At 45.9% G+C, this 13198-nt stretch carries 10 protein-coding genes and 1 tRNA gene; 9 read left to right on the forward strand and 2 right to left on the reverse strand.

Features of this window, described 5'->3' with window-relative positions:
- The first annotated feature begins 115 nt into the window (after positions 1-115).
- From phaC to ICV90_RS05105, 5 genes are all read left to right on the forward strand, one after another.
- Entirely contained in the window at positions 116-1750 is a 1635-nt protein-coding gene (phaC, locus tag ICV90_RS05085) for a class I poly(R)-hydroxyalkanoic acid synthase (protein WP_215360231.1), read from the forward strand.
- Positions 1751-1782: 32 nt separating this feature from the next.
- The gene (locus tag ICV90_RS05090; RefSeq protein WP_215360233.1) at positions 1783-2523 is read left to right on the forward strand and encodes a 3-ketoacyl-ACP reductase; all 741 of its coding nucleotides are present in this window, start codon (positions 1783-1785) and stop codon (positions 2521-2523) included.
- Between the two features lie 128 nt (positions 2524-2651).
- Positions 2652-3212, forward strand: a complete 561-nt coding sequence (gene phaR / locus ICV90_RS05095; protein WP_215322134.1) for a polyhydroxyalkanoate synthesis repressor PhaR — start codon at positions 2652-2654, stop codon at positions 3210-3212.
- Between the two features lie 2 nt (positions 3213-3214).
- On the forward strand, positions 3215-4573 hold the full coding sequence (gene rimO / locus ICV90_RS05100) for a 30S ribosomal protein S12 methylthiotransferase RimO (protein ID WP_215360235.1): 1359 nt from the start codon (positions 3215-3217) through the stop codon (positions 4571-4573).
- An 81-nt stretch (positions 4574-4654) separates the two neighbouring features.
- On the forward strand, positions 4655-5839 hold the full coding sequence (locus tag ICV90_RS05105; protein ID WP_215360237.1) for an acetyl-CoA C-acyltransferase family protein: 1185 nt from the start codon (positions 4655-4657) through the stop codon (positions 5837-5839).
- A gap of 42 nt (positions 5840-5881) precedes the next feature.
- Here ICV90_RS05105 and serB read toward each other — a convergent pair whose 3' ends face one another.
- Both serB and mfd read right to left on the reverse strand, forming a co-directional pair.
- Entirely contained in the window at positions 5882-6772 is an 891-nt protein-coding gene (gene serB, locus ICV90_RS05110) for a phosphoserine phosphatase SerB (protein WP_215360239.1), read from the reverse strand.
- Between the two features lie 21 nt (positions 6773-6793).
- A complete protein-coding gene (mfd, locus tag ICV90_RS05115; RefSeq protein WP_215360240.1) occupies positions 6794-10336 on the reverse strand; it encodes a transcription-repair coupling factor in 3543 nt (1180 codons plus the stop codon).
- Between the two features lie 23 nt (positions 10337-10359).
- Between mfd and ispD the strand changes: the two genes are divergently transcribed.
- From ispD to tig, 4 genes are all read left to right on the forward strand, one after another.
- The gene (gene ispD / locus ICV90_RS05120) at positions 10360-11112 is read left to right on the forward strand and encodes a 2-C-methyl-D-erythritol 4-phosphate cytidylyltransferase (RefSeq protein ID WP_215360242.1); all 753 of its coding nucleotides are present in this window, start codon (positions 10360-10362) and stop codon (positions 11110-11112) included.
- A gap of 10 nt (positions 11113-11122) precedes the next feature.
- Positions 11123-11626 (forward strand): 2-C-methyl-D-erythritol 2,4-cyclodiphosphate synthase, encoded by a 504-nt coding sequence (gene ispF, locus ICV90_RS05125; RefSeq protein ID WP_072582403.1) that lies wholly within the window; start codon positions 11123-11125, stop codon positions 11624-11626.
- 77 nt (positions 11627-11703) lie between these two features.
- A tRNA-Leu gene (locus tag ICV90_RS05130) sits at positions 11704-11790 on the forward strand.
- A gap of 56 nt (positions 11791-11846) precedes the next feature.
- Positions 11847-13184: a trigger factor gene (gene tig / locus ICV90_RS05135; protein WP_215360244.1), complete on the forward strand. Its 1338-nt coding sequence runs from the start codon at positions 11847-11849 to the stop codon at positions 13182-13184.
- Positions 13185-13198: the final 14 nt, after the last annotated feature.

Here is a 13198-nt window from a genome sequence, read left to right on the forward strand (position 1 = left end):
TTGTGCCCAAAAGCATGCGGGTTAGTACTAGCCCGTGCACCAAGCTAGGGTTATTGCGTATAACTCTATAGTGCTTAAGGGCGGAGAATGTCTCTAATTAATTGAAGAGACCACTATGTTTGCAGGCATGAATACCGGTGCAACACCATCTTTGGCGCCGCATCATATGGCGCTCATTCCACCAGAGCGTTTATCTGAAATCCAAAAAGAATATTTCACTGAATTAGCGCACATTGCAACCAATCCTGAAGCGATTGAAGTAAAGGACCGTCGATTTGCTGGTAAGGCTTGGCACTCCTCGTGGAGCAAAGTGATTGCAGCTACTTATTTACTCAATTCCAAGCATCTCATGGAATTGGCAAAGGCAGTTGAGACTGACGAAAAATCAAAACAGAAAATCCTCTTCACTACTGAGCAAATGATTGATGCTCTATCGCCATCAAACTTCATTGCTACTAATCCAGAAGTATTGGAAAGCATTATTAGCTCCCAAGGACAATCCATTCAAAAAGGGATTGTGAATTTGTTGGGAGATATGAAAAAAGGTAAGGTCTCTCAAACAGATGAATCTGCTTTTGAAGTGGGCAAAAATATTGCCACTACAGAAGGTCATGTGGTCTTTCGTAATGAATTATTCGAGTTAATTCAATACACACCATTAACAGAACAAGTATTTGAACGCCCTTATTTAATGGTGCCACCATGCATCAATAAGTATTACATTCTCGATTTACAGCCTGACAACTCTGTAGTGCGCCATATGGTGAGCCAAGGTCATACCGTGTTCTTGGTCTCCTGGAAGAACCCAGATGCTTCCATGGCTCAAGTGAGTTGGGACGATTACGTAGGCAAGGGCGTTATCAAAGCAATTGAAGTCGTAAAAGAAATCGGTGATACCAAGCAAATTAATATCTTGGGATTCTGCGTTGGTGGGACCTTAACAAGCTCTGCATTAGCCGTGCTGGCAGCCCGCGACGAGCACCCAGCAGCAAGCTTGACGCTCCTAACCACCTTATTGGATTTCACAGATACCGGAATTCTCGATGTCTTTATCGATGAAGGTATGGTGGAGATGCGCGAGAACTCTATTGGCGGTAAAGGCGGTAAGTACGGCATGATGTCTGGCCTTGATTTGGGCAACACCTTTTCATTCTTGCGACCCAATGATTTGGTATGGAACTACGTAGTGGAGAACTATCTCAAAGGCAACTCACCACCCCCATTTGATTTACTGTATTGGAACGGCGACTCCACCAATCTTCCTGGTGCAATGTACTGCTGGTATCTGCGCCACACTTATTTGCAAAATGATTTAGTCAAGCCTGGCAAAGTAAAAATTTGCGGTGAAAAAGTAGATCTCGGAAAAATCAATTGCCCCGCCTATATTTATGCATCGCAAGAAGATCATATTGTTCCGTGGCAATCTGCTTATGAATCAACCCATCTGCTCAAGGGTAAAAATCACTTCGTATTAGGTGCGTCTGGACATATTGCCGGGGTGATTAATCCTCCGGCAAAAAATAAGCGCTATTACTTTGAAAATAACAAGATTGCTCCTACAGCTCAGGAATGGCTAGAAGGCGCACAACAAATCTCAGGAAGTTGGTGGCCTGATTACACCAAATGGCTTGAGCAATTTGGTGGCGAAAAGAAACCAGCAAGTACTACTTTTGGAAGTACTAAATACAAAAAAATGGAAGCAGCACCTGGTGTGTATGTAAAAGAAAAAGCAGCACCGGAACTCAACTAATAATTAACGAAGGTTTTAAAAAGGGGAAAGTAATGTCTCAAAAAGTCGCATATGTAACTGGTGGTATGGGTGGTATTGGTACCGCTATCTGTCAACGTCTGGCTAAAGATGGCTTTAAAGTGATTGCAGGCTGCGGTCCAAATTCTCCGCGTAAAGATCGCTGGATTGGTGAGCAAAAAGCCTTGGGTTATGACTTTATCGCTTCTGAGGGTAATGTTTCCGATTGGGATAGTACTGTTGCAGCCTTTGAAAAGGTTAAGGCTGAAGTGGGTCGCGTAGACGTATTGGTAAATAACGCCGGCATTACCCGTGACAGCGTTTTCCGCAAAATGACCCCAGACGCATGGAAAGCCGTGATTGACACTAATCTGAACTCCTTGTTTAACGTTACCAAACAAGTGATTGATGGCATGGTTGAAAACAACTGGGGCCGGATTATTAATATTTCTTCTGTAAACGGTCAAAAAGGTCAGTTTGGCCAGGCGAACTATTCGACTGCAAAGGCAGGTCTGCACGGCTTTACTATGGCTCTAGCTCAAGAGGTTGCCACTAAGGGCGTTACTGTAAATACAGTATCCCCTGGTTATATCGGTACTGATATGGTTAAAGCCATCCGCGAAGACGTCCTGGAAAAGATTGTTTCTGGCATTCCAGTCAAGCGCTTGGGCACTCCGGAAGAGATTGCCTCTATCTGCTGCTGGATCGCTTCTGACGATGGTGGCTATGCTACAGGTGCAGACTTCTCCTTAAACGGGGGTATCCACACTGGTTAATATTGCATTGCAACAATTAATTCAGTATTTGCAGTATGTGCAGTACGCAACACAGCGTATTTACCTTTTGGTCAACTTAAGGCTAAACTACGCTGATGTTGCGATGCAGTAAATAGTAAGGAAAATACATGGTTACCCGCGCTAAACGAGCTGGCGAAGATCGGCTCATCAAGAAGTATCCGAATCGTCGTCTCTACGACACCCAGACAAGTACATATGTCACGCTATCTGACATCAAAAACTTGGTTATGGCTAATGAAGTATTTAAAGTAGTTGATGCCAAAACTGAAGAAGATTTAACGCGCAATATATTGCTGCAAATTATTCTTGAGGAAGAGGCTGGTGGCGCACCAGTATTTTCATCACAAATGCTTTCGCAAATCATTCGCTTTTATGGAAACTCCATGCAGGGTTTGATGGGTAACTATCTTGAGAAGACCATGCAATCATTTGTGGACATTCACAATAAGCTTGGCGATCAAACGAAGGGTCTCGGTGCTGGCAGTACACCAGAGGCATGGTCACAAATGATGAATCTCCAAAACCCGCTGATGCAAGGCTTGATGGGTAACTACATGGAGCAAAGTAAAGACCTCTTTATCAAAATGCAAGAACAGGTGCAGGGTTCTCAAAATATTTTTGGAAACTTTCCATTTACCCCTCAGCCCAATAAAACTGAAAAAGAATAGTTGTGGCTGGGAAAATTGGATTTGTATCCTTAGGATGCCCTAAGGCGCTTGTAGACTCTGAACTAATCCTGACGCAATTGAGCGCTGAGGGATATGAGACCGCCAAGGATTACTCTGGCGCCGATCTTGTAGTTGTGAATACCTGTGGCTTTATCGACTCCGCCGTAGAAGAGAGTCTTTCGGCTATTGGCGAGGCTCTTGCTGAAAATGGCAAAGTGATTGTGACTGGTTGCTTAGGAGCCAGAAAAAATCCCGACGGTAGTGATCTTATCTCGAGCATTCACCCAAAAGTCCTCGCCGTTACAGGGCCTCATGCTACCGACGAGGTAATGCAAGCCATTCATTTGCATCTACCTAAGCCGCATGATCCTTTCACGGATTTAGTTCCCCCAGCAGGCGTAAAGCTCACGCCAAAACACTACGCCTATCTCAAAATTAGTGAAGGCTGTAACCATCGCTGTACTTTCTGCATCATTCCCAATATGCGTGGTGATTTAGTTTCACGGCCGATTGGTGAAGTGTTGCTTGAAGCTAAAAGATTGTTTGAGTCTGGTGTAAAAGAGTTGCTAGTTGTCTCACAAGACACAAGTGCGTATGGCGTTGATATTCAATATCGCACTGGCTTTTGGGATGGCAAACCAGTCAAAACGAAAATGTTTGATTTGGTAAATGCCTTAAATCAAATTGCTCGCGAGCACCAGGCTTGGGTGAGATTGCATTATGTTTATCCCTACCCGCATGTGGATGATGTGTTGCCTTTGATGGCCGAGTTTTCAGAACATGGTTATGGTGTTCTACCGTACTTGGATATTCCATTGCAGCATTCCCACCCAGATGTCCTCAAACGCATGAAGCGCCCTGCGAGTGGTGAGAAGAATTTAGAGCGCATCTTAGCGTGGCGCGAAGCTTGTCCTGATTTAGTTATTCGCAGTACCTTTATTGCAGGCTTCCCTGGAGAAACTGAAGAAGAGTTTGAGCATCTTCTCAATTTCTTGGATGAGGCGCAAATCGATCGTGCCGGCTGTTTTGCCTACTCACCTGTTGAAGGAGCTACAGCAAACCAATTGGATAACCCAATTCCCTCTGAAGTCAGGGAAGAGCGGCGCGCCAGGTTTATGGCTAAAGCAGAAGATATCTCTATCAAGCGACTTGCTAAAAAAATAGGCAAGCGCATGCAGGTCATTATTGATCGGGTAGATGAGTCTGGCGGTATTGGCAGAACCATTGGTGATGCCCCAGAAATTGATGGTCTAGTGAGGGTTTTGCCTCCTAGCAAACCCTCTAAGCGCTATCGTGCCGGTGAAATCATCAAGGCTACCGTCATAAGCTCCCAAGGGCATGACCTAATAGCCGAAACTTGACGAATGCAATAAAACTGATAGTTGGATTACTTATTTAGTACAAAGTCAGCCTATTAATTGGGCTTAGCAAAGGGGATTGATATGAGTCGTGATGTCGTTGTCTTAAGTGCAGTTCGTTCCGCAATTGGCACCTTTAATGGCGCTCTCAGTAGTTTTGAGCCTTCCGAGCTCGGCGGTATCGTGATGAAAGAGGCGGTAGCACGTTCAGGCGTAGATCCTGCTTTGATTAATTACATCACTGTGGGTAACACTATTCCTACAGATAGTCGCTATGGCTATGTCGCCCGTGTCGCATCGATCCAGGCTGGCCTGCCAATGGAATCAGTGGCAATGGCATTAAATCGTTTGTGTAGCTCTGGCTTGCAAGCAATTGTTACAACCGCACAGCAAATTATGTTGGGCGATTGTGACTATGGCATTGGCGGTGGCGTGGAAGTAATGTCCCGCGGCATGTATGGCTCTCCAGCGATGCGCAGTGGTGCACGCATGGGCGATACCAAAATGATCGACTTGATGGTTGGTATTTTGACCGACCCATTTGGTGTTGGTCATATGGGCGTTACAGCAGAAAATCTCGTTGAAAAATGGAAGTTAACACGTGATGAGCAAGATGCTCTGGCCGTTGAATCTCATCGTCGTGCAGCCAATGCAATTAAAGAAGGTCGCTTTAAATCTCAGATCGTGCCAATCACTATTAAAACTCGTAAGGGTGATGTAGTGTTTGATACCGATGAGCATGTGAAGCCTGAAACTACGATGGAAACGCTTGCCAAAATGAAGGCAGTGTTCAAAAAAGAGGGTGGTTCCGTAACGGCTGGTAATGCATCAGGCATTAATGATGGTGCCGCATTCTTTGTATTGGCGGATGCTGAAACAGCAAAGAAAGCTGGTCATAAGCCTATCGCTCGCTTGGTGTCTTATGCAGTTGCTGGTGTTCCAAACCACATCATGGGTGAAGGACCAATTCCTGCAACCAAAATTGCGCTTGAACGTGCTGGCTTGAAATTAGATCAAATGGATGTGATCGAATCTAATGAAGCCTTCGCAGCACAAGCATTAGCGGTTACTAAGGGCTTAGGTTTAGATCCAGCCAAGACTAACGTCAACGGTGGTGCAATCGCTTTGGGTCATCCAATTGGCTGTTCTGGCGCAGCGATTGCTACTAAGGCAATCCATGAGTTACACCGCGTTCAAGGTAAATATGCTTTGGTAACAATGTGTATTGGTGGTGGTCAAGGTATCGCTACTATTTTTGAGCGTCTATAAACATAGACGCATAACTATTACCCTGATCTCTTGGGTACAAGCCTAAGAGATCAGTAGTAAAGCAGCATCTAAGCCGACTCGGTCAAAAGCCGCATCGGCTTTTTCTTTGACAACAGGCTTTGCTTTGTATGCAACGCTGATGCCAGAGCCATTCATCATCATCAGATCGTTGGCACCATCACCCATGGTGATGGCATTCGCTTTAGTGCAGCTAAGGCGAGCACAAGCTTCGTTTAGATGGGCGGCCTTCGCTGCGCCATCGACAATATCGCCAAGAACCTTGCCGGTAAGCTTGCCATCGATGATTTCTAGCGTATTCGCCTGCGTTTGCTTGAAGCCAAGCTCTAGACGTAATTTTTCAGTAAAGAAAGTAAACCCGCCTGAGACAAGCAGGGTGTACAAGCCACGTTCATGAGCCCCAGCTAAAAGCTCTGCTGCTCCAGGGTTAGGGCTCAAGCGCTCTCTGTAAACGGATTCGAGTGCATCAGCATGCACACCTTCTAAAAGTGCAACACGTCTTCTCAGGCTTTCTTTAAAGTCTTTGATTTCACCACGCATAGTAGCTTCGGTAATTTCAGCTACAGCGGACTTCTTGCCTGTGAAATCAGCAATCTCATCAATGCATTCAATATTAATCAACGTTGAATCCATATCCATCGCTAGTACGCGGATGTCTTGTGGCAATAGATCTGGCCTTAGAAAGCATAGGTCGGCATTAAAGCTTGCTGCAATAGTACGTAGTTGCTCACGTTGTACTGTATCCAGGTGGGCGCTTGCTTCAAAACGCTCGGAGTAGTAGCTTCCATTGCTAATTTGACCGCCGTTAGAGTGTAATGATATGCCCAGCTTTAAGGCTTGATCCTTTAATGAAAAGATCAGCTTCTCGGCAATAGGCTCTCTAGACAGGGCAACAAGAACTTGGTAATTAGGCATAGCTCAATAATAATCGGATTATTAACTTACTTTTGCAGAGCTCAATACTGCTGATTCGTTGAGTCTTCGCAAGATATTGCGTATGGCATCAAGGCGTTGTTCTAACTTCTCAAATTCACGATCTTTTTGAGGAAGTACCTTAAGCTTATCTTGGCCATTAAGTTGAATATGCTTAGAGGACTGGATGAGCTGAATGATCTTCATCGGGTCAATCGGTGGATTTGGGATGAATTGAATCTGTATAGATGCAGGTGTGGCATCAATCTTCTTAATTCCAAAACCGGTCATCTCTAAACGTAGACGGTGAGTCTCATAAAAAGATTTAGCTTGATCGGGAAGGTCCCCGAAACGATCAACCAATTCTTCACGCAATCCCATCAGCTCTGAGAAATCATTTGTACCAGCAAAACGTTTATATAAGGATAGACGCTCGTGAACGTCGGGGCAGTAGTCTTCCGGAAATAGAGCGGGAACGCCGAGATTTACATCGGTGGTTGCTTGCAATGGTGAAAGTAAATCAGGCTCCTTTCCACTGCGCAGGGACTTAACGGCACGATTGAGCATCTCGGTATACAACTGGAAGCCAATCTCATGAATTTCACCGGATTGTTTGTCGCCTAGAACCTCACCGGCCCCCCGAATTTCTAGATCATGCATAGCTAAATAGAAGCCAGAGCCAAGCTCTTCCATGGCTTGAATGGCATTAAGACGCAACTGAGCTTGCTTGCTAAGTGCCTCAGGATCCGGCACTAGCAAATAAGCATAAGCCTGGTGATGTGAGCGGCCAACGCGACCACGCAGTTGGTGTAATTGGGCTAAACCAAACTTATCAGCGCGGTGCATGATGATGGTGTTCGCTGTGGGTACGTCAATACCAGTCTCAATAATCGTGGTACACAGCAAAATATTGGTACGCTGGGTAACAAATTCACGCATGACAGATTCCAGCTCGCGTTCATGCATTTGTCCGTGCGCAACACTAATACGCGCCTCCGGAATCAGTTCTTGTAAAGCATGCTTGCGATTCTGAATCGTTTCAACTTCGTTATGCAGGAAGTAGACCTGGCCGCCACGTTTAATTTCACGAAGCACGGCCTCACGAATAACGCCATCTCCTTCGCGACGAACAAAGGTCTTAATCGCCAGACGTTTCTGTGGAGCAGTGGCAATAATAGAAAACTCACGTAAACCTTCCATAGCCATGCCCAAGGTTCTTGGGATGGGTGTAGCAGTTAGCGTCAGAATATCGACTTCTGCACGCAATGCCTTAAGAGCATCTTTTTGACGTACTCCAAAGCGATGTTCCTCGTCCACAATCACTAGGCCAAGATTGGCAAATTGCGTTTCCTTGGAAAGTAACTTATGTGTGCCAATAATGATGTCTGCATCACCTTTGGCAATGGCCTCTAGGGCTGCATTAATTTCCTTGGTTGTTTTAAAGCGTGACAACTCCACAATGCGGACCGGCCAATCGGCAAAGCGATCTTTCCAGGTAGCCACATGTTGCTCAGCTAGTAGGGTGGTTGGCGCCAAAATGGCGACTTGTTTGCCGCCCATGACTGCAACAAAGCTTGCTCGGAGCGCTACTTCGGTCTTCCCAAAACCAACATCACCGCAAACTAAGCGATCCATTGGTGTGCCGCTAGTCATATCGCCAATGACTGCTGCAATAGCATTGGCTTGGTCTGGAGTTTCCTCAAAGCCAAAGCTTTCTGCAAAAGCAGCATAGTCATGGGCTGAGAATTCAAAAGCATGACCCTTGCGTATCGCTCTAGCCGCATAGAGACCTAATAGCTCTGCTGCGGTATCTCGAATTTGTTGGGCGGCCTTGCGTTTGGCCTTATCCCATTGGCCCGAACCTAATTGATGCAGTGGCGCTGAATCAGGGTCAGAGCCTGCATAACGTGTGACCATTTGTAATTGCTGAACAGGAACATACAAAGTTGCCTGCCCTGAATATTGCAAATGCAAAAACTCTTCAAAAATTGGCGCCTCTTTAGGCGGAGCTAAATTTAGAAGCACTAATCCCTGGTAGCGACCAATACCATGTTCAGCATGAACTACGGGATCGCCGATCTTTAGCTCAGACAGATCCTTAAAGAGCATGTCAGGATCAGCATTCTCATTACTTTTGCCCTTACGCCTCTGTCGTGCTGTTGTAGTAAATAACTCTGCCTCGGTAATGGCCAGAAGATTTTCAGCGGGCCATGAAAATCCATTAAAGAGCGGTGCAGTTACCAATCCAAATAATGATTCGCTTTTAATAAACTCGGCAATGCTGTAAAAGCTCTCTGGCTTTAGCGGATAGAGTGGTTTGCCATCCAATCCGGCGACCGAATTACTTTCATCAAAGAGTTGTCGAATCGATTCTTTGCGACCTGCACTATCGCTACAAACAAGTACGCGAACCTTTTCAGATGACACCACTTTTCTAAGAAGATTGATCGGATCAGTATCGCGGCGATGGACCGCAATATCTGGTACGGCTAAGAATTGACTTTTCTCGGCGCCGTCTTTTTCAAGCGTTAATCGTGCATACGATTTAGAGGTGCTGAAAAATTCATCGACATCCAGAAACAATTCTTTTGGAGGAAGAATAGGGCGATCAAGATCGTGTTTGAGGAACTCATAACGAGAAAGCGTGTCCTTCCAAAACCCTTTGATGGTTTCTTCAACATCGCCAATACTGACAAGCCATACAGGATCACCTGAGCGTGGAAAGTAATCAAAAAGGTTGGATTTCTCTTCAAAGAAGAGAGGCAGGTAGGATTCAATACCTGCACTAGGTATGCCTAGGTTGGCATCTTTGTAAATTGAGCAGCGACTCGGATCACCCTCAAATACTTCTCTCCAGCGGCCTCTAAAAGCAGTGCGTGAAGCATCATCAAATGGAAACTCATGGCCAGGAAGAAGGCGGACTTCCTTGACGGGGTATAGGCTTCGTTGCGTATCCGGATCAAACGCCCGAATCTGTTCAATTTCATCACCAAAGAGATCCAATCGGTATGGCAGATTTGATCCCATAGGAAATAAATCAAACAAGCCACCCCGAATACTATATTCACCGGGACGCATTACAGCGCTCACAGGATCATAGCCAGCTTGTTGCAGTTGCAGCTTTAGTGCAGCTTCATTCAGCTTGTCACCTTGCCGAAAGAAAAAAGTATGGCCAGATAAAAAGTTCGGCGGCCCCAATCTTTGCAAAGCGGTTGTCACTGGAACTAAAACAATGTCGCAACTACCATTCAGTAATTCATACAGAGTGGCGAGTCGTTCGGAAACCAAATCTTGATGCGGTGAAAAATGGTCATAGGGAAGAATTTCCCAATCAGGCAAAAGTCTGGTTTTTAGCTGCGGAGCAAAAGCGGGGATTTCTTCCAAAAGCCGTTGGGCTTCCTGGGCTTGAGCACAAAAAATGACCATCACTGAAAACTGATCACGGTAGCGCAGGGCGGTTTGAGCGATTAAAGCGGCATCTGCTGAGCCCACCAGCCCTGAAAAGGTAAAGCGCTGCCCAGCCCGCGGAGCAGGTATAGGGGGTGCTAGATTTAATGCATCAGACATCTGCGCTCATTATAGAATCAGGTATGCACCCTGGAAATCATTCCATTAAGAAATGCCATGCCCTTTTGCCAACAGCAGGTACTGGCTCGCGCCTAGGTGGCGAGTTGCCTAAGCAGTTTCAGCAGCTAGCCGGCAAACCCATGGTCTCTTATGCGCTAGAAGCCTTTAAGGGATCTCCGCTGATCCAGTCTATTTGGATTGGTGTCAGCCCTGGCTTTATTGAGAACCCCATCTTAGGAACTATCGCTAACACTGGGGCCGATATACATGTTGTAGCAACCGGTGGACCAACTCGACAAGAAACAGTCCGAAATACTCTTGCTGAAATGCTAAAGGCAGGCATTCCTGAGGATGACTGGATACTGGTTCATGATGCAGCTAGACCAGGTATCACCCCGGCATTGATTGAGAAACTCATTCACTCAGTACAGACATCTAATAGTGGTGGCATCCTAGCTATTCCGTTGGCCGATACCTTAAAACAGGCTGATCTAGATTCAGTGATTGCTGGAAACATCCCGCACTCAGAGAGAACTATTCCGCGGGAGCATCTCTGGCAAGCGCAAACGCCACAGATGTTTGGGTTAAAACAATTGCATGATGCCCTTCAGGATGCTATCCGCCTTGAGGCTGACGTTACTGATGAGGCTAGCGCAATTGAGTTAACTGGAGCTAAACCTTTATTGATTGAAGGTGCCGCTCGTAACTTTAAAGTCACGCATCCAGCTGATTGGGAGTTAATGCAATTGCTTTTAAGTTCAAGCGCCAAACAATGAGAAATCCAATATGACTCAAAGCAATCCCCATATTCCGCAATTTCGTATTGGCCAAGGTTACGACGTACATGCATTGGTAGCGGACCGAAAATTGATTCTGGGTGGTGTTCATGTGCCCTTTGAAAAGGGTTTATTGGGTCACTCGGATGCAGATGCTTTATTGCACGCCTTAACAGATGCATTATTGGGCGCTGCAGGTTTAAATGATATTGGGCAGTTATTTCCGGATACAGATCCTCAATTTAAGGATATGGACAGTCGAATCTTGCTTAGAGCGGCCTTGCAAAAGATCCAGGCAGCAGGATTTCAGATTGGTAACGTTGATGCCACCATTATTTGCCAAAAGCCGAAATTGGCGGATTTTTTGCCAGAAATGGTCCGCAATATTGCTTCAGATTTGGCTGTGACCCCTAGTCACGTCAATCTTAAGGCTAAGACAAATGAATCCCTGGGCCATTTAGGCAGAGGCGAGGGCATTGCCGTCCATGCCGTTGCTTTGCTCTACAAGGCCTAAAAGATCCTCTAAAACCCTAGGCATTGTAGAATTACGGTCTTTAGAGTGAAGTCTAGGCTTGGCAGTTTGCGGATATCGCGAGGATGGCGAAATTGGTAGACGCACCAGGTTTAGGTCCTGACGCCAGAAATGGTGTGGGGGTTCGAGTCCCCCTCCTCGCACCACAAGATTGCTACTTGGCTTGGACTTCACATTTCCAGATTTCAATTAAGAGACGAGAATGGCTGTGCAGATAGAAAATTTAGGTTCACTAGACCGCAAAATGACTTTGGAATTCGCTCGTGCCGATTTGGCAAAAGCGCGTGAAGCCCGTTTGGCTAAAGTTGGTAAGACCATGAAAATGGCTGGCTTCCGCCCAGGCAAGGTACCAAAGAAACTCGTTGAAAAACAACATGGCATGCAAGTGGATTTCGAACTCCAGTTTGATAAAGCTGCTGAACTCTTTTATGACCAAGCCCAAAAAGAAGGTGTTGCTTTAGCTGGTCAACCACGCCTTGAGCCAAAGAGTGAAATTGATGCTGACAAGATTGTTTTTAATGCTTTCTTTGAAGTGTTGCCAGAAGTAAAAATTGGCGACTTTAGCAAGGCAGAGGTTACCAAACACACAACCGATATTGGCGAGGCAGAAATTGACCGCGCCTTAGATGTGCTGCGTAAACAACAGGTTCATTACCACCCACGCGGTGAAGCTGGTGCCCATGGCGACGGCGGCTCTAATGTTGCTGCACAAAGCGGTGACCAAGTGGTGATTGATTTTGTTGGCAAGATTGATGGCGTTGAGTTTGCTGGTGGTAAAGCAGAAAACTTTGAATACGTACTGGGCGAAGGGCGCATGCTGCCTGAGTTCGAAGCTGCAACATTGGGCCTTAAAGCAGGCGAGAGCAAATCTTTCCCGTTGAGCTTCCCAGCTGATTACCACGGTAAAGACGTTGCAGGCAAAACGGCCGAGTTCACTATTACTGTGAAGTCAGTAAATTGGCCACATCTACCAGCTGTTGATGATGCATTTGCATTGTCTTTGGGCGTTACCGAAGGTGGTGTTGCGAAAATGCGTGCTGAAGTAAAAGAGAATTTAGATCGTGAAGTTAAGCGCCGCATCACCTCCTTGCTTAAGAATGAAGTGATGGACAAGCTCAATAGCTTATGTGAACTTGATGTTCCCAAGTCCTTGGTTGCTTCTGAGCAAGAGCGTTTAGTTGAAGGCGCTCGTCAGGATTTGATGCAGCGTGGCGTTCCGAATGCTAAAGATGCTCCTATTCCTGCTGAGATTTTTGCAGAGCAAGCTACGAAGCGTGTTCGCCTTGGCTTGATTTTGAGTGAGCTAGTTAAGAAGCAAAACTTGGCCGCTACCGCAGATCAAATCAAAGCTGAAATTGATGAGCAGGCTGCTACATACGAAGATCCAAAAGAAGTGGTGCGCTGGTTCTACAGCAATCCAAGTCGCTTGAAGGATATCGAAAACCTCGTGCTTGAAGACAATGTGATTAAGTATTTCACGTCCCAAGCTAAAGTAAGCGATAAAGCGGTTACCTTCGAAGAACTCAGCAAGCTAAACTAAGTCATCTATTTACC

Origin of the sequence: Polynucleobacter sp. JS-JIR-II-b4, assembly GCF_018687815.1 — a bacterium.
Taxonomy (GTDB): domain Bacteria; phylum Pseudomonadota; class Gammaproteobacteria; order Burkholderiales; family Burkholderiaceae; genus Polynucleobacter.